Consider the following 17,566-nt stretch of genomic DNA (forward strand, 5'->3'; position numbering starts at 1 on the left):
GGCCTTGCCCCATGGACACCGCCAACACCCTCGCCGAATGGCTTGAATACATCGAGCGCCAGCACCCGCAGTCGATCGCGATGGGGCTGGAGCGGGTGCGCGAGGTGGCCACCCGGATGGCGCTCGGCGCCCCGGCCAAGCACGTCATCGTGGTCGGCGGCACCAACGGCAAGGGCTCGACGGTGGCCTTCGTGGAAGCCATCGCGCGGGCGGCCGGGTGGAAGGTCGGCGCGTATACCTCGCCGCACCTGCTGGCCTACAACGAGCGCGTGCGCATCGATGGCCAGGATGCCGGGGACGCCGAACTGGTCGCCGCGTTCGCCGCGGTGGAGGGCGCGCGCGGCGACACCGCGCTGACCTATTTCGAGTACGGCACGCTGGCCGCGCTGTGGCTGTTCGGCCGCGCCGGGCTGGACCTGGCGGTGCTGGAGGTCGGGCTCGGCGGGCGGCTGGATGCGGTCAACCTGGTCGATGCCGATGTGTCGATCATCACCACCGTGGACATCGACCACACCGACTGGCTCGGCGAGGACCGCGAGGCCATCGGCGCGGAAAAGGCCGGGATCATCCGCGGCTGGAAGCCCGTGGTGCTGGGCGAGATCGACCCGCCGTCCAGCGTGCTGCGCCGCGCCTACCTGCTCGGCGCCAACGCGATCCGATTTGGCAGCGACTATTTCTGCGAGCCGATCGACGCGACGCGCTGGCGCTGGCGCGATGTCTCCTTCCGTCTGGAATTGCCGATGCCCGCGCTGCGCGCACCGGTGCAGCTGGCCAACGCCGGCGCGGCCATCGCCGCGCTGCGCGCGCTGGGCAAGCCGGTGCCCCGCACGGCCTGGGCCGAGGGCATCGCCGCCGCTGGGGTAGCCGGCCGCCTGCAATCGGTGGCGGTGGGCGAGGTGGAAGTGTTGCTCGATGTCGGCCACAACCCGCAGGCCGCGCGCGCGCTGGCGGCATCGTTGAAGGAACGTCCGGCGCAAGGGCAGACCTACGCGGTGTACGCCGCGCTCGCCGACAAGGACAGCCACGCGGTGGCGCAGGCGCTGGAGGCGCATGTCGCGCACTGGCACCTGGCCGGGCTCGCGGGCCCACGGGGGCAGGACGCCGCCGCGTTGCGCGAACGCCTCGCCGGCACGGCCGCCGCGCAGGGCGAGATGGCCGAGACCGTGGCGCAGGCGCTGCGCGCTGCCCTGGCACGCGCACGGGGCGGTGATCGCGTGCTGGTGTTCGGCTCCTTCCACACCGTGGCCGAGGCCATGCAGGCACTTCATTCAGTTGCCTGAGGCCGGCACCGGCGCGCGCGCCTTATAATCGCCGCGATTCCCTGCCTCGCCGCCGAACGCCTAGTGGATACCGCCCTGAAACAGCGTCTTATCGGTGCCATCGTCCTGGTGGCGCTGGCCGTGATCTTCCTGCCCATGCTGGTGAAGGGCCCCGCGCCCGACAGCGGCGTCAGCGACGTGCCGATCGAGGCGCCGCCGGCGCCGGCCGACGGCCAGTTCGAAACCCGGGAGTTGCCGCTCGTCACGCCGGGCAACGCACCCCAGGGCGGCGCGGTCGGCATGGACACCGGCGCGCCGGCCGCCGTGGCCGACGCAGCCAACCCGGCCGCCGCCGCGCAGGAGGCCGGCGCGCTGCCGCCGGCCACCGCGGCGGGCAACTACGCCGTCAACTTCGGCGCCTACGCCAGCGAGGCCGATGCCAACGCAGTGATCGCGCGCCTCAAGCAGGCGCAGCTGCCGGGCTTCAGCGAGCAGACCCAGATCAACGGCCGCCCCGCCTGGCGCGTGCGCATCGGGCCGTACATCGACCAGGCGCAGGCCGAGTCGGTGCGCCTGGAAGCGGTGAAGGTGCGCAGCGACGTCAACGCGCAGGTGGTGGTGCTGGACGCCAACGCCGCCGCGCCGGCCCCGGTCGCCAGCGCGCCCGCCCCGGCGCCCACGCCGGCCCCGACGCAGGCCGCGCCGGTGCGCAGCGAGCCGCTGCCGCCGGAACCGGCCAAGCCCACGCCGGCCCCGGCCGCGACGAAGCCGGCCACCCCGGTCGCCGCAGCGCCCGAGCCGGCTGAACCGGCACCCAAGCCGCAGGCGCCGCCGGTCACCCAGCCCGCCACGCCGAGCGCGCCGGCCGCGCCTGCCGCCGGTGGCGTGGGTTTCGCCGTGCAGTTGGGTGCCTTCGGCCGGGTGGAGGACGCCAACGCCCTGCGCGATCGCGTCCGCGCGGCCGGTTTCAGCGCGTTCGTCGAACAGGTCCGCACCGACAAGGGCACGCTCAGCCGCGTGCGCGTCGGGCCGGTGGCCAACCGCGCCGATGCCGAGCAGCTGAAGGCGCAGGTCGCCGCCAAGGTCGGCATCGCCGGCATGGTGCGGCCGCATCCTTGAGCCCGGCCTTGATTCGGTCGCGGCCCGCACCCACCCACGGGACGGCGGCACCCGGCCATCGGGCCGACCCTGACGCACGGAGCGCGGCGTGATCGATCTGGTACTGCTGGGCGTGATCGGCTTGTCGGCGCTGCTGGGGCTGTTTCGCGGCTTCATCGGCATCGTGGTCGGCACGCTGTCGTGGATCCTGGCGGTGTGGCTGTCGTTCCTGTTCGGTGGCGCCGCGGCGCACTGGCTGGCCGGCGGGCAGACGCCGACGCTGACCCAGTACCTGTGCGGCTACGGCGGCGTGTTCATCGCGGTGTTCGCCGCGGTGGCGATCGTCGGCTGGCTGATCCGCGCGGCGGTGAATGCGGTACGGCTGGGCGGGCTCGACCGGATCGCCGGCTTCGGCCTGGGCGCGGTCCGCGGCGTGGTGCTGGCCTGCGTGATGGTGCTGCTGATGGGCTACAGCTCGCTGCCACAGGAAGCTGCGTGGCGGCAATCGCAGGTGGTGCCCTGGCTGGCACCGGGCGCGCACTGGATGCGCGCGCAGTTGCCGGATTGGTCCGTTCCGGTGGCGGATTTGGGCAAGCTGGCCTTGCCGGGCGATAATGCACACCTCTCCGCGACGGGACAGCCCGTCGCAGGGCCCGCGGCGGAAGGCCACGTGGGACAGGGCGGCGAGACGGCCGTGGCGGAACCTGCCACGGCGCTGCCCACGAACATCGAGCCGGCGCCCGCGCGCGACGGCGAACACGGCCCTCGGCGGGCCGACCCCCACGGCCAGGCACGGCCACCTTCACAGTAGCGGGCGCAAGCCCCAGCGGAGATCGCGCAAACATGTGTGGCATCGTCGGTATTGTCGGCAACCAGAACGTGGCCGGGCAGCTCTATGACGGCCTGACCGTCCTGCAGCATCGCGGCCAGGACGCGGCGGGCATCGCCACGGCGGATGGCACGCGGCTGCGCGTGCAGAAGGCCAACGGCCTGGTCCGCGACGTCTTCGATGAAACCAAGATGGCCGTGCTGGAAGGCCGCGTGGGCATCGCCCATTGCCGCTATCCCACCGCCGGCTCCGAAGGCATGGACGAGGCGCAGCCGTTTTACGTCAACTCGCCCTACGGCATCGCGCTGGCGCACAACGGCAACCTGATCAACACCGAGACCCTGCGCCAGCAGGTGTTCGAGGCCGACCGCCGCAACATCAACACCGACTCGGACAGCGAAGTGCTGCTGAACGTGTTCGCGCACGAACTGCAGGCGCAGGGCACGTTGACGCCCGAGGCGGCGATCGGCGCGGTGGCCGGCGTGCATCGCCGCTGCAAGGGGGGCTACGCGGTGGTCAGCGTGGTGCTGGGCCTGGGCCTGGTGGCGTTCCGCGACCCGCACGGCATCCGCCCGCTGGTGCTGGGCAAGCGCACGCACGCCGAAGGCGAGGAATACGTGGTCGCCTCCGAGTCGTCGGTGCTGGATATCCTCGGCTTCCAGCGCGTGCGCGACGTGCAGCCCGGCGAGGCGCTGGTGATCACCGCGCGCGGCGAGCTGTTCTCGGAAGTGTGCGCGCCGCCGGTGGAACACACGCCGTGCATCTTCGAGTACGTGTACTTCGCGCGCCCGGACTCGATGATCGACAACGTCTCGGTGCACAAGGCGCGCATGCGCATGGGCCAGAAGCTCGGCGAGAAGATCCTGCGCCTGCGCCCGGACCACGACATCGACACCATCATCCCGATCCCGGATACCTCGCGCGATGCCGCGCTGGAGATGTCCAACGTGCTCGGCGTGAAGTACCGCGAGGGCTTCGTCAAGAACCGTTACGTCGGCCGCACCTTCATCATGCCGGGGCAGGGCGAGCGGGTGAAATCCGTGCGCCGCAAGCTCAACCCGATCCACCTGGAGTTCCGCAACCGCGTGGTGCTGCTGGTGGACGATTCCATCGTGCGCGGCACCACCAGCCGGCAGATCGTGCAGATGGCCCGCGAGGCCGGCGCGCGCAAGGTCTACCTGGCCTCGGCCGCGCCGCCGGTGCGCTTCCCGAACATCTACGGCATCGACATGCCGGCGGCCGAGGAACTGGTCGCGCACAACCGCAGCGAGCAGGACGTGCAGGAATTCCTCGGCGTGGACTGGCTGGTCTACCAGGACCTGGAAGACCTGGAGAGCGCGGTGCGCGAGGGCAACCCGGCGCTGAAGGAATTCGATTCCTCCTGCTTCAACGGCCGCTACACCACCGGCATCGAGCCGGGCTATTTCGAGCGCATCCAGCAGCTGCGCTCGGACGAGGCCAAGCACAAGCGTCGCGCCTGACCGCGGCGCGCAGGCGGCCATGGACGCAGCCCTGCCCGGCGACCTGCTGCAGGCAGCCCATCGCTGCCTGTCGGCATCCGACCCGACCGAGAAAGTCGCGCTGACCCAGCGCTACGCTGCCGCGTTCCGTCGCGGTGAGTTGTCGATGCCGGCCGAGGCGCCGGCCCCCGAGGCGATCCGCATGCCCGGTCGTCCCGAACGGCCGGCGCTGGTGCATCCGCGCGAATTGCCGCGGCGTGGCCTCGGCAGCGCGGAAGGCCGCGCGGCCTTCCTGCATGCCATCGCGCACATCGAACTCAACGCGATCGACCTGGCCTGGGATGCGGTGTACCGCTTCCGCGCGCCACCGTCGCCCTTCCAGGCCGATTGGGTATCGGTGGCGGACGACGAATCGCGCCACTTCGCGTTGTTGCGCGCGCGGCTGCGCGAATACGGCCACGACTACGGCGACTTCGACGCGCACAACGGCCTGTGGGAAATGTGCGAGAAGACCGCCCACGACGGACTGGCGCGCATGGCGCTGGTGCCGCGCGTGCTGGAGGCGCGCGGGCTGGATGTGACGCCGGGCATGATCCTCAAGCTGCGTTCGCTGGGCGATGCCGCCACGGCCGATACCCTGGAGATCATCCTGCGCGAGGAAGTGGGCCATGTGGCGGCCGGTTCGCGCTGGTACCGCTGGTACTGCCAGCGCGAGGGCGTGGAACCGCGCGCGCGGTTCAAGGCGCTGCTACGCGAATACGCCGGCGGCTACCTGCATGGGCCATTCAACATGGAAGCGCGATTGCTGGCGGGCTTCGATGAGGACGAGTTGGCGAGTTTGGTGGAGCAGGCAAGGTAGTGCTTCTGCAGGCATGCATGCACCTGTAGGAGCGGCTTCAGCCGCGACCGGATACCGCACGGTCGCGGCTGAAGCCGCTCCTACAGCCGGTGCTCAACCGGCCGCCAGTGACTCCAGCGCCATCCCGTCCGCATCCACGCGCAGCACCGAACCCTGCTCGTACCAGTCGCCCAGCACCACGCGCGTGCACGACAGATCGCCGACCTGCACCGAGTGGATCGCCGGCCGGTGCGTGTGCCCGTGGATCATGCGGTCCAGCCCGTAGCGCGCGAAGGTGGCTTCCACTTCCGCCGGCGCCACGTCGGTCACGGTCTCGAACTGCGCGCGATCGCCTTCCTTCAACTCCGACTGCCGCGCCTGGCTCGCCGCGCGCGCCTGCTGCGCGAACGCCACGCGCGCGGCCAGGGGCTGGGACAGGAACTGCGCGATAAAGGCCGGGTCGCGCGTCTGCGCGCGGAACTGCTGGTAGGCCACGTCGTCGGTGCACAGCAGGTCGCCGTGCATCAGCAGGGTGGGGCGGCCGTACAGGTCGATCACCGTCGGGTCGGGCAGGATGCGGAAACCCGCGCGGCGCGCGTAGTCCTCGCCGACCAGGAAGTCGCGGTTGCCGGCCATGAAGTAGACCGGCACGCCGCTGTCGGCGAGCGCGTGCAGTTCGGTGGCGACCGCATCGGCGGCGGGCGAGGGCGTGTCGTCGCCGATCCAGGCTTCGAACAGGTCGCCGAGGATGTACAGCGCCTCGGCCTGGCGCGCTTCGCCGCGCAGGAAGGCCAGGAACAGGTCGGTGATCGCCGGGCGCGCCGGGTCCAGGTGCAGGTCGGAAACGAAAAGGGTCGTCATGCCCGGCATTGTAGGCCAGGCATTGCCCCGCTTCAGAACAGGCGTTCCATCGGCAGGAAGCCCAGCGACAGGCTGGCCAGCGCGCTACCGATGGCGGTGGCGGCGAGCACGTCGCTGGGATAGTGCAGGCCCAGCACCACGCGCGAGAGCGCCACGCAGGCGGAGAAGGGCACCACCACCGGCGCCAGCCACGGGTAGTAGGCCAGCGCCACGATGCTGAAGGACACCGCGTGCAGCGTGTGGCCGGACGGAAAGCTGAACTCGTCCAGCGGTGCGACCCACGCGCGGATGCGCAGGTCGGCGGCATACGGGCGCGGGCGGCGCGTCCAGCGCTTGAGCGCCTTGTACAGGGTCAGCGCGATCACGCCGGTGGCGGCCATGTGCGCGCTGGCGCGCACGCCGTCCATGCCGTCCACGATCACCAGCAGCCCCATCAGCGCGTACCAGAACACGCCATCGCCGAGGCGGCTGATGGTGGAGAAGAAGCGGCGCACCGGCGAGCGGCGGCACAACAGGTTGGCGCGCCGGCACCAGCGGGTCTCGCGCCCGCGCAACAGTTCAAGCCGCGTCGACAGCATGGTGCCCCCCGGGCGCGATGAGCGATTGCAGGGTGTCGTCGAAATCGGCCACGACACGGTCCGGATGCAGTTGCTTCATGGCCAGGCTGGCGGCTTGGCCGATGTTGCGGCGCAGGGCGTCGTCCTCGGCCAGGCGCACGGCCGAGTCGATGAAGGCCGCTTCGTCCGCCACCGCTGCACCGGTGATGCCATGGCGCATGTACTGGCGCGCGGCGCCGTAGTCGAAGGCGACGGTGGCCACGCCGCTGGCCATGGATTCGAGGGTGACGTTGCCGAAGGTTTCGCTGCGGCTGGGGAACAGGAACACGTCGCCGCTGGCGAAGTGGCGGGCGAGTGCATCGCCGCGTTGCACGCCGCAGAAGATGAAGTCGGGATTTTCACGCTGCAGGCGTTCGCGCATCGGACCATCGCCCACCCACACGAAGCGCGCCTTCGGACGCACCTGCTGCAGGCGGCGGAAGGCGCGCACGGCCAGCGGCAGGTTTTTCTCGCCGGCGATGCGGCCGACGTAGATGGCCGCCAGGCCGTTCTCGTCGATGCCCCATTGGGCGCGCAAGGCGGCGTCGCGGCGGCGCGGGTCGAACTGCAGGCTGTCCACCGCGCGGGCCAGCAGGCGCACCCGGGCGAATCCGTTGTCGTGCAGGAACAGGCGCAGTTCGTCGGTGGGCACCAGGGTGGCGCCGGCCTGGTTGTGGAAGCGGCGCATCCAGCGCAGGGCGGCACCTTGCAGCCAGGCGGCGCCGTATTCGGGCAGGTATTCGTCGAAGCGGGTATGGAAGCCGCTGGCCACCGGGATGCCGAGGCGGCGTGCGGCGCGCATCGCCGACCAGCCGAGCGGACCTTCGGTGGCGATGTAGAGGGCGTCCGGGCGATGCGCCTGCCAGTGCCGGGTCAGCCGCTGGATGGCGGGCAGGCCGAAGCGCAGGCCGGGATAACGCGGCAGCGAGGCGCCGCGCACGAGCAGGGTGTTGTCGTCGGCGTTGGCCGCGTCGGCGGGTTGACGGGGACGGACCACCTGCACCGTATGGCCGCGCGTGCGCAGCCCGGTTTCCAGCCCCTGGACGGTCAGGGCGACGCCGTTGACTTCCGGCGGGTAGGTCTCGGTAACGATGGCATAGCGCATGGCGACCTCCGGATGGTCGCCAGTTTTGGGGGAGGTGGTGGCGTGGGTGTGTCAGGCGTGTTGCGCTTAGATGACGGAGTGGGCCTGGTCTTGCAGATCAGATGATGGCGGGCAGATCTGAACTTTCGCGGCCGGGGCGCATCGCCGAGCTCGAAAGCTGTGTGGCGCGCTTTGCCAGCGCCTGCATCATGGTCGCGGCAGCCGGATTGCATGCTTGAGCATGTGCTCCACGTTGCTTCGTATGGGACTCGTTAGCCACACGGCGCCGAAAAAGTCAGCCAACGGCCGGAATCCCTGATCGAAAACTGCTAGTCCGAAATCCAGACGTGCTGCCAGCTATTCGCCTGTCGGCAGTAGGCCACAGCATTGGCTTCGGTGAAGCCGTAGACTGCGAACGGATGGCTGCAGCGGATTGATAGAACCTCGCCTCGTTCGAGCGTAGGTCCATCGATCGCTTTCGTGCGTTCGAGGCGACCTGCGGGTTCGATCGTCACGAATACCCGCTGCTTGGAGTTCGGCCACATGTCGAGCGCATCCAGCTTCCACTGCGCTTCCTTACGGAGCGCCACCGTGATCAGCGTACGGTTGGCGTTCTTCGCCGGCATGGCGACCAGGTAATCGGCTTGACCATCGCCATCGAAGTCAGCTGTCGCCACACCAAGGCACGCGCTCTGTTTTTGTGAGACTGCGTACTCGATGTCTTCTTCGAGATTATCGGATTCCTTGGGCAGGCGATAATCAGGATTCGCCTGCTCCAGGGCCTGCGCGAGGTCGCCGGGCAACAACCCGGCGCACAGGTTCTGTGCGCCATAAGCAGGCATTGCGATGACTAACATGGCTACTGCAATGATGGGTTTCATATCCTGGTGCCCGAACCCTTATCCCCTGTAGGTCGGGAGGGAACACTAGCACCCGCCCGATCCCCTCGCTTGACCCTGCCTTTGAGTCGCGCCAGATCGGGGCGGCATGCGCCAGCGACCCCTGGGCTCAGGCCTCAAACGGCTTGAACACAATCCCCAGCCCCGCCATCCCCTCCACCTCAGCGATCAAATCCGCCCGCAGCAGCGGCCGCGACTGCAACCACTCCTGCGACAGCACCAGCGAAAGGCGGTTGTCGTTGGCGTTGAGTTCCAGCGTCGGGATCGGGTCGGACTCGTGCGCGCGGTGCAGCAGCACCGCCAGCCGCAGCAGCGCGGCCTTGCGACGGGTCGGCAGCAGCAGGCGGTCGGGCAGGGTGTCGAACGCGGTCTTGGAGACGTTGCGCCGATGCGTGCGCACCAGCGTCGCCAGCACTTGCTGCTCCTGCCGCGAGAAGCCGGCGATATCCGAATTCTCCAGCACGTAGGCGCCATGCACGTGGTACTGGCTGTGGGCGATCATCAGCCCCAGTTCGTGCAGGCGCGCGGCCCAGCCGAGCACGCGCGCGTCGTCGCCATCCAGCTGCCAGGGCTCGGCGACCTGCGCCAGCAGGCGCTGCGCGGTGGCCGCCACGCGCTCGGCCTGGTTCTCGTCGATGGCGTAGCGATGCTCCAGCGCGGCCACCGAGTTGTCGCGCGGATCGCTGGCGCCGGCGCGGCCGAGCATGTCGTAAAGGATGCCTTCGCGCATCGCGGCCTTGCTCACCATCAGCTTCTCCAGGCCCAGGGCCTGGAACGCGGCTTCCAGCACCAGGATGCCGCCGGCGATGATCGGGCGGCGGTCGGCCGACAGGCCGGGCAGCTGGATGTCCTCGATGCGCTTGGCCTTGAGCAGCTCGTCGCGCAACACCGGCAGTGCCTGCGCGGTGATGGCGCCCTTGGTGAGCTTCATCGCCGCGCAGATCTCGCCGATCGACTTGTGCGTGCCCGACGAACCCACGGCTTCGTGCCAGCCCAGGGCGCGGTACAGCGTGGCGAACTGCTGGAACTCGGCGCCGATCTCGGTCAGCGCGTCCTTCCAGCGCTTCTTGGACAACTTGCCGCCGGGGAAGAAGCGCCGCGTGCTGGCGATGCAGCCGGCCTGCAGGCTCTCGCGCTCCAGCGTCTCGAAGCCGCGGCCGATGATGAACTCCGTCGAGCCGCCGCCGATGTCGATCACCAGCCGGCGCTGGTCTGGCTTGGGCGGTTGCGCGTGCGCGACGCCCAGGTAGATCAGGCGCGCTTCCTCGCGGCCGCTGACCACTTCGATCGGCGTGCCCAGCGCCGCTTCGGCCGGCCCGAGAAAGCTCTGCGGCGAACGCAGCTGGCGCACCGTGTTGGTGGCCAGCGCACGCACGCGCGCGGGCGGGATTTCGCGGATGCGCTGCCCGAATCGGGCCAGGCATTCCAGGGCCCGGGCGCGGGCCTCGGCCGACAGGCCGCCCTTGCCGTCCAGGCCATCGGCCATGCGGACCGTCTCGCGCAACCGGTCCACCACCCGCAGCTGCCCGAGCATGTAGCGGGCGATGATCATGTGGAAGCTGTTGGACCCCAGGTCGACGGCGGCCAGCAGGTCACCGTCCTGCAACGGCGGGGAAGTCGGGGAGGTATTCGGCATGGCGCGAATGGTAGCGTGGGGCGCGTGGATGCGCAGTAGCCGGCAGGGGCACGCACGCGGCACACCGTGTCCCGCGTGAAGGCCCCAAGGCCCGGCCACCGCGGCCCCGCCGCACGGCGGGAACGTCGATGCGGCGGTGGCGGACTAGAGCAGGCCTTCGAGCAGGGTCTGCTGCGCCGAATGCAGCGCCTCGCCCGGCGCCGGCACCTGCTTGCGGTAGACGCCGTCCGCGCCCAGCGTCCACGCATTGCAGTTGTCGTCGAGATAGTTCTGCAGCGCTTCGCGATGCACGCGCGCGGCGATGTCCGGATCCAGGATCGGGAAGCAGGTTTCCACACGCCGCAGCAGGTTGCGCTCCAGCCAGTCGGCGCTGGCGCAGAACAGTTCCGGCGCGCCGTCGTTGCCGAACCAGTACACCCGGCTGTGCTCCAGGAAGCGGCCGACGATCGAGCGCACGCGGATGTTGTCCGACACGCCCGGCACGCCCGGGCGCAGCGTGCACGCGCCGCGGATGATCAGGTCGATCTGCACGCCGGCCTGCGAGGCCTGATAGAGCGCGCGCACCACCTGCGCCTCGTTCAGCGCGTTCATCTTGGCGATGATGCGGCCCGGTCGGCCTTCCAGCGCCAGCTTCGTCTCGCGCTCGATGCGCTGCAGCACGCCGGCGTGCAGGGTGAACGGCGATTGCAGCAGGCACTTGAGCTTCATCTTCGGCGCCAGGCCGGAAAGCTGCTGGAACAGCAGGTGCACGTCGTTGCCGATGTCCGGATCGGCGGTGATCAGGCTCAGGTCGGTGTACGCGCGCGCGGTGCCGCTGTGGTAGTTGCCGGTGCCCAGGTGCACATAGCGGCGCAGCTTGCGCCCCTCGCGGCGCACGATCAGCAGCATCTTGGCGTGGGTCTTGTAGCCCACCACGCCGTAGACGACCTGCACGCCGGCTTCCTGCAGCTTGTCGGCCAGGCCGAGGTTGGCCTCTTCGTCGAAGCGGGCGCGCAGCTCGACCACCACGGTGACGTCCTTGCCGTTGCGCGCGGCCACGATCAGCGCATCGACGATCGCCGAATCCTTGCCGGTGCGGTACAGCGTCTGCTTGATCGCCAGCACGTTCGGGTCCAGCGCGGCCTGGCGGATCAGGTCGAGCACGGCGGTGAACGCATCGAAGGGGTGGTGCAGCAGCACGTCGCCCTTGCCGGCGATCTCGAAGATGCCGTCGCTGTCGCGCAGCGTGCGCGGGTTGAACGGCGGGTATTTCAGTTCCGGCCGCTGCACCAGGTCGTACACCTGCACCACGCGGCTCAGGTTGACCGGGCCGGCGATGCGGTACACGGCGTTGTCCGGCAGGCCGAAGTTCTGCAGCAGGGTGCGCACGATCGGCTTGGGCATGTCCTCGGCGATCTCCAGCCGCACCGCCGGCCGGTAGCCGCGGTCCACCAGCTCGTCGCGCAGCGCCAGCGCCAGGTTTTCCACTTCCTCCTCGTCGACCACCAGCTCGGAGTTGCGGGTGACGCGGAACTGGTAGGCGCCCTTGACCTCCATGCCGGGGAACAGCTCGTCGACGAAGGACGACAACACCGAGGACAGGAACACGAAGCTCTGCGTGCCGGGCTCGGACAGGCTGTCCGGCAGTTGGATGATGCGCGGCAGCGAGCGCGGCGCGCGCACGATGGCCAGGTGGCCGGCGCGGCCGAAGGCATCGGTGCCTTCCAGCACCACGACGATGTTCAGCGTCTTGTTGAGGATCTTCGGGAACGGATGTGCCGGGTCCAGCCCCAGCGGCGAGAGCACCGGCATGATCTCGTTGCGGAAATACGCGCGCAGCCAGCGCTTCTGCCGCGCGGTCCACGAATTGCGGCCCAACACGCCGACGCCGGCCTGGACCAGCGCCGGGCGCAGGATCTCGTTCCAGCAGTGGTACTGCTGCTCCACCAGTTCGGCGGCGCGGTCGTGCACGGCGTTGAGGATGGCCGTGGGGCTCATGCCATCGGGTGCCGGCGGCAGGCCGAATTCCTGCGCGTGGCGCACGGTGGCGGCGCGGATCTCGAAGAACTCGTCCAGGTTGGTGCACGAGATGCACAGGAAGCGCAGGCGTTCCAGCAGCGGCACCTGTTCGTCCAGCGCCTGGGCCAGGACGCGGAAGTTGAAATCCAGCTGCGACAGTTCGCGGTTGAGGTACAGCGCCGGGTCGCGCAGGGGATCGTGCGCGACGGGCTCGGCGATGGCGGTGACGGCGGCTTTCTTGACGCTGGCCATGTGACCTTCTTGCGGTTTCTGCGGCGGTGGGAGGCGCGCGTCAGGCGACGCACGCTGTTGCGGTCATACCAATAGCACGGGCGTCATGTCGCATGCGTGTCCGGATCGCGCGGCAGCACGCGGCCCGGGCCGAAGTGACAGGAGAACTCGCTGCCCTTGCCGACCTCGCTCTGGATCTCCAGGCGTGCCTGGTGCAGGCCGAGCACGTGCTTGACGATCGACAGGCCCAGCCCGGTGCCGCCGCTCTCGCGCGAGCGGCTGCTGGACACGCGGTAGAAGCGCTCGGTGATGCGCGGCAGGTGCGAGGCCGGGATGCCGTAGCCGGTGTCGCGCACGGCCAGCACCGCGCCGCCGTCCGCCTCGCGGGCGAAGCGGATGCTCACCGTGCCGCCGGCCGGGGTATAGCGGATCGCGTTGGTCACCAGGTTGGAGAACGCGCTGTGCAGTTCCTTGTTGGAGCCGAGCAGGTCGCAGCGTGCCTCGTCGTGTACCTCGATGGTGTGGCGGCCGTGGCTGTGCGCCTCGGCTTCGCGCCGCAGCGTGGCCAGCATCGGCGCCATCGCCACCGTCTCCTCGCCGAGCTCGTCCTGCGATTCCAGGCGCGAGAGGGTGAGCAGGTCCTCCACCAGCTGCGCCATGCGCTGGGACTGCTTGCGCATCTCGGTGAGCATCGGGCCCGAATCGGGGAAGTCCTCCGGGTCGAGCATGTCCAGGTAGCCATGCACGACGGTCAGCGGCGTGCGCAATTCGTGGGAGACGTTGGCGACGAAGTCGCGGCGCACCTGCTCCAGGCGCAGCAGCTTGCTGACATCGCGCGCCACCAGCAGCCAGTAGTCGTCCGAGTAGGGGATCAGGCGCAGGTTGAGGCGCAGGTTCGCATCGACCGGCGAGGGCGCATCGAGCATCGGCTCGGCATTGCGGCCGGCCGCCAGCCAATGCGCGAGCGGCAGCGGTTGCAGGCGCTCCACCACGGGAGCACCGAGGTCGCCCGGGTGGTGCAGGCCCAGCAGCCCGCCGGCGGCCTCGTTGAACCACTGCACGCGCTGGCTGTTGCGGTCCACCACCACCACGGCGTCGGGCAGGGCGGCGGCGGCGGCGCGGTAGGTGCGCAGCATGTCCACCAGGCGGCGCTTGCGGGTGCGCATCTCGCCCTGGCTGCGGTACAGCAGCCGGTCCAGCTCGTTCCAGGCGCCGTTGGCCGCTTCGGGTTCCCAGCGCTGGCGGGCGGTCAGGCGGCGCAGCACGCGGCGCAGGCGCCAGTAGGACCACGCCAGCGCGGCCAGCGCGGCCAGCGCGAGCGCCATCCAGGCATGCCCCAGCGCGAGGCCGAGGACGAGCGCGGCCAGCAGCCACACGGCGAGCGCGCCGAGCGTGCGGATCCAGGCGGAACGGATGTGTTGGGGCATGGGGCGGAAACCGGCGGCGTGCAGCGCGATGCCGTCAGGTCGCCGCCGAGAACCGGTAACCCGATCCGCGCACGGTCTGCACCATGTTCTCCAGGCCGAACGGTTCCAGGGTCTTGCGCAGGCGGCGGATGTGCACGTCGATGGTGCGCTCCTCCACGTAGACGCTGCCGCCCCACACGTGGTCCAGCAGCTGGGTGCGGCTGTAGACGCGCTCGGGGTGGGTCATGAAGAAGTGCAGCAGGCGGTACTCGGTGGGGCCGATCGGCACGGGGGAGTCGCCGGCGAACACGCGGTGCGCGGCGCCATCGATGCGCAGCTCGCCCACCGCCACGCTGCCGTCCTCGTCGTCCTCGCGCGCGCGGCGCATCACCGCGCGGATGCGCGCCAGCAGCTCGCGCGCCGAGAACGGCTTGACCACGTAATCGTCCACGCCGGCTTCCAGGCCGCCGACGCGGTCGTTCTCCTCCCCGCGCGCGGTCAACATGATGATGGGGATCTCGCGGGTCAGCGTGTCCTTGCGCCAACGGCGGGCCAGGTCCAGGCCACTGGTGCCCGGCAGCATCCAGTCCAGCAGGATGAGGTCGGGCACGCGGTCGGCGATGGCGGTCTGCGCTTCGCGGGCGTCGCCGGCGTGGATCGGCTCGAATTCACCCTTGCGCAGGGCAAAGGCGACCATGTCGCGGATCGCGGGTTCGTCATCGACGATCAGGATGCGTTTCTGCACGCGGATACCGTGGGGGATTGCGGATGGTCGCCAGTAGACTACGGTTTTATGACGAACATGTGACGGCGCCGCGGGCCGGTCACCGTGACAGCTCAGGGTCGCGGATACCCTGCCGGCGCAGCTCCAGCACGGTCGGCGTGATGGCCGCGATCCGGGCGTCGACCCGGGCGCGGGTCACGTAGTCCAGGTCCTGGCGCTTGAGCGCCTGCAGCTGGATCAGCGCCTGCTCGGCGCGCCCGTTCAAGAAGGCGGCCTCGGCATAAGCCTCGCTGGCCCGGTGGGGGTTGCCGGCCAGTTCGCTGGCGCGGGCATAGGCCTGCTGGAACACCGGGTCGTCGGCGGCGCGCCGGGAAAGCGGCTCCAGGATCTGCTGGGCCCGCCGGCCCGAGGCCGCGGTGGCCTGCTCGTTGAGCAGGCCGGCGTAGGTCAGCACCACCGGGCGGCTGTCCGGGTGGTCGTGCAGCAACTGCTCGAAGCGCTGGTTGGCCTGCTCGGTCTGGCCGGCCCGGGTCTGCGCTTCGCCCAGGGCCAGGGCGATCCACAGGTTGTCCGGGTGGTCCTCCAGCAAGGCCGACAGCGTATGCATCACGTTGGCCTGGCCGTCGCTGTTGCGCATGTGCGCAAGCGCCAGGCCGTAGCGCTGGGCATCGGTGAGGCCCTTGGGATTGCCGCGGCGCAGGTCCTCGTACTCGCGGATCGCCGCGCCCGGCGTGTTGGCGCTGAGCACGCGCAGGCGTTCCTTGGCCCAGGGGAACTGGCCGCTGTTGCCGCGCGTGGCGGCATCGAACGGCACCTGGAAGGTGTAGGGCAGCAGCGGATTGCTGCTGGTGCCCAGCGGCTCGGACAGCGACGGGTCCGACGGGTTGACCCGCACCTGCTCGCTCGCCCCCGGCACGCTGGTGGTGAGCAGGACGGTGTCCTTCTTCATCTGCTCGGCGCGGGCCTTGGCCTCGACGATGCGCGTGGTGGTGACCGGGTGGGTCTGCAGGTAGTCCGGCGAGCTGTAGCCGCCCTCGTTGCCACGCATCGCCAGCGACATGCGCTCGAAGAAGCCGGCCATGGCGTCCACGTCATAGCCGCTGCGGGCCAGCGTGCGGATGCCGAGGCGGTCGGCCTCCGATTCGTTGGAACGGGTGTAGTTGATCTGGCGCTGCGCCATCAGGCCCATGGCGCTGGTGATGCTGGCCATGGTGGCGTCGCCGCTGGAGTTGCCGCCAGCGCTCTGCGCGGCAATCACCGCGGCGAGCATGCCCAACAGGATCGGGATCTGGTCGCGCTGAGCCCGCTCCACGCCGCGCAGGACGTGCTGCTGGGTGACGTGCGCGATCTCGTGGGAAAGCACCGCGGCCACTTCGTCTTCGCGGTCGGCGGTGAGCACCAGGCCGGCGTTGACCGCCACATAGCCGCCCAGCGTGGCGAAGGCGTTGATCTGCCGCTGGCGCAGCATGAAGAAGGTGAACGGCTGCTGCGGCTGGTCGCTGCTGGCGCCCAGGCGCTGGCCCATGGTCTGCAGCCAGTCCTCGATGAGCGGGTCCTGCAGCACGTAGCCGTAATTGCGCAGCTCGGCCAGCATCATCTTGCCGTATTCGGCCTGGCGCGCCGGGGTGAGCAGTTCGCCGGCGGACGAGCCGATGTCCGGCAGCCGGCTCTCCTGGGCAGGGCTGGCGCCGGCGGCGAGGGCCAGGGTGACGGCGGTGGCAAGCAGCAGGTGGCGCAAGTCGGGCTCCGGCAGTGAGGCGTCGCCGGCTGGCCGGCGCGTGAATGCGTAGCGGTCCACAGTGTTGCGGCCGGCGGCTCGAAATTCCAGCGGGCCGTTACCATATTGCAGACCACTGAACCCACGCGGAGTTTCCCGTGAACGACACCGTTTCACCGGCCACCGGCGGTACGCCCCGGATCCGGCTGTATTCCACCGCCATCTGCCCGTACTGCGTGGCGGCCAAGAACTTCCTCAAGAGCAAGGGCCAGCAGTGGGAGGAAGTGCGGATCGACCTGGACCCGGCCGAGCGCGACAAGATGGTGGCGCTGGCCAGGCGCACCAGCGTGCCGCAAATCTTCATCGGGGACGTCCACGTGGGCGGCTACGACGACATGATGGCGCTGCACCGCGCCGGCAAGCTGGAACCGCTGCTGGCCGGGCAGGCCCCGGAGGGGCAGGCATGAGCGCGGGCCAGCATCCGGAGGGCGAAGAGGACCGCGTCCGCGCGTTCACCGAGTTCCGCCAGCGCATGAACCAGCGCATCCTCGGCGAGCCCAACCAGGTGGTGCGCCGCTTCTTCGCGCTGGATACGCAGACCTACCAGGCCGGCGCGCTGGACGTGAAGACCAAGGAACTGCTGGGCCTGGTCGCCTCGATGGTGCTGCGCTGCGACGACTGCATCAGCTACCACGTGGCCCAGTGCAAGGAGGCCGGGGTGACCCGCGAGGAGTTCTTCGAGACCTTCTCGGTCGGCCTGGTGGTCGGCGGTTCGATCGTCATCCCGCACCTGCGCCGGGCGGTGGATTTCCTGGACCAGCTCGAAGGCGGAGCTTCGGCGCCCGTGGAGCACAGCCACGGCTGAGCCGTGGCTGTGCGCGTCTGCCTCCGCGGAGGCGGAGGCAGGCACCCCGCCCCGCGCATGGCGCA

The 17,566-nt window shown here is 70.0% G+C and carries 16 protein-coding genes; 7 read left to right on the plus strand and 9 right to left on the minus strand.

Annotated features, from left to right (window positions below; genetic code table 11):
- Nucleotides 1–11: 11 nt before the first annotated feature.
- From folC to P6166_RS05450, 5 genes are all read left to right on the plus strand, one after another.
- Nucleotides 12–1,280 (plus strand): bifunctional tetrahydrofolate synthase/dihydrofolate synthase, encoded by a 1,269-nt coding sequence (folC, locus tag P6166_RS05430; RefSeq protein ID WP_277763482.1) that lies wholly within the window; start codon nt 12–14, stop codon nt 1,278–1,280.
- A gap of 63 nt (nt 1,281–1,343) precedes the next feature.
- Complete coding sequence (locus P6166_RS05435) at nt 1,344–2,378, plus strand: SPOR domain-containing protein (protein WP_277763483.1); 1,035 nt, start codon at nt 1,344–1,346, stop codon at nt 2,376–2,378.
- 88 nt (nt 2,379–2,466) lie between these two features.
- Nucleotides 2,467–3,168, plus strand: coding sequence for a CvpA family protein (locus P6166_RS05440; RefSeq protein WP_277763484.1), 702 nt, complete (start codon nt 2,467–2,469; stop codon nt 3,166–3,168).
- A gap of 32 nt (nt 3,169–3,200) precedes the next feature.
- Entirely contained in the window at nt 3,201–4,667 is a 1,467-nt protein-coding gene (purF, locus tag P6166_RS05445) for an amidophosphoribosyltransferase (RefSeq protein ID WP_277763485.1), read from the plus strand.
- Between the two features lie 19 nt (nt 4,668–4,686).
- Complete coding sequence (locus tag P6166_RS05450) at nt 4,687–5,505, plus strand: ferritin-like domain-containing protein (protein WP_277763486.1); 819 nt, start codon at nt 4,687–4,689, stop codon at nt 5,503–5,505.
- A gap of 93 nt (nt 5,506–5,598) precedes the next feature.
- Here the strand turns inward: P6166_RS05450 and lpxH are convergent, their stop codons facing one another.
- The 9 genes from lpxH to P6166_RS05495 all read right to left on the minus strand — a co-directional run bounded on the left by lpxH (nt 5,599) and on the right by P6166_RS05495 (nt 16,657).
- Nucleotides 5,599–6,345, minus strand: a complete 747-nt coding sequence (gene lpxH / locus P6166_RS05455) for a UDP-2,3-diacylglucosamine diphosphatase (RefSeq protein ID WP_277763487.1) — start codon at nt 6,343–6,345, stop codon at nt 5,599–5,601.
- A gap of 32 nt (nt 6,346–6,377) precedes the next feature.
- Entirely contained in the window at nt 6,378–6,923 is a 546-nt protein-coding gene (locus P6166_RS05460; RefSeq protein WP_277763488.1) for a phosphatase PAP2 family protein, read from the minus strand.
- Nucleotides 6,904–8,046 carry a glycosyltransferase family 1 protein gene (locus tag P6166_RS05465; protein ID WP_277763489.1) on the minus strand — a complete coding sequence of 381 codons (1,143 nt, stop codon included), beginning with the start codon at nt 8,044–8,046 and terminating at the stop codon, nt 6,904–6,906. The genes P6166_RS05460 and P6166_RS05465 overlap by 20 nt, the downstream gene beginning before the upstream one ends.
- A 308-nt stretch (nt 8,047–8,354) precedes the next feature.
- Nucleotides 8,355–8,906, minus strand: coding sequence for a VCBS repeat-containing protein (locus P6166_RS05470; protein WP_277763490.1), 552 nt, complete (start codon nt 8,904–8,906; stop codon nt 8,355–8,357).
- A 127-nt stretch (nt 8,907–9,033) separates the two neighbouring features.
- Nucleotides 9,034–10,560: an exopolyphosphatase gene (ppx, locus tag P6166_RS05475; protein ID WP_277763491.1), complete on the minus strand. Its 1,527-nt coding sequence runs from the start codon at nt 10,558–10,560 to the stop codon at nt 9,034–9,036.
- A gap of 144 nt (nt 10,561–10,704) precedes the next feature.
- Nucleotides 10,705–12,810, minus strand: coding sequence for a polyphosphate kinase 1 (gene ppk1, locus P6166_RS05480; RefSeq protein WP_277763492.1), 2,106 nt, complete (start codon nt 12,808–12,810; stop codon nt 10,705–10,707).
- Between the two features lie 83 nt (nt 12,811–12,893).
- Nucleotides 12,894–14,216: a phosphate regulon sensor histidine kinase PhoR gene (phoR, locus tag P6166_RS05485; protein ID WP_277763493.1), complete on the minus strand. Its 1,323-nt coding sequence runs from the start codon at nt 14,214–14,216 to the stop codon at nt 12,894–12,896.
- 34 nt (nt 14,217–14,250) lie between these two features.
- The gene (phoB, locus tag P6166_RS05490; protein WP_130317680.1) at nt 14,251–14,940 is read right to left on the minus strand and encodes a phosphate regulon transcriptional regulator PhoB; all 690 of its coding nucleotides are present in this window, start codon (nt 14,938–14,940) and stop codon (nt 14,251–14,253) included.
- A gap of 79 nt (nt 14,941–15,019) precedes the next feature.
- Entirely contained in the window at nt 15,020–16,657 is a 1,638-nt protein-coding gene (locus P6166_RS05495; protein WP_277763494.1) for a M48 family metalloprotease, read from the minus strand.
- 137 nt (nt 16,658–16,794) lie between these two features.
- Between P6166_RS05495 and grxC the strand changes: the two genes are divergently transcribed.
- Both grxC and P6166_RS05505 read left to right on the plus strand, forming a co-directional pair.
- The gene (gene grxC / locus P6166_RS05500; RefSeq protein WP_277763495.1) at nt 16,795–17,103 is read left to right on the plus strand and encodes a glutaredoxin 3; all 309 of its coding nucleotides are present in this window, start codon (nt 16,795–16,797) and stop codon (nt 17,101–17,103) included.
- Nucleotides 17,100–17,501 carry a carboxymuconolactone decarboxylase family protein gene (locus tag P6166_RS05505; protein WP_277763496.1) on the plus strand — a complete coding sequence of 134 codons (402 nt, stop codon included), beginning with the start codon at nt 17,100–17,102 and terminating at the stop codon, nt 17,499–17,501. The genes grxC and P6166_RS05505 overlap by 4 nt, the downstream gene beginning before the upstream one ends.
- Nucleotides 17,502–17,566: the final 65 nt, after the last annotated feature.

It is taken from the genome of Stenotrophomonas sp. HITSZ_GD (assembly GCF_029543105.1).
Classification (GTDB): Bacteria; Pseudomonadota; Gammaproteobacteria; order Xanthomonadales; family Xanthomonadaceae; genus Stenotrophomonas_A.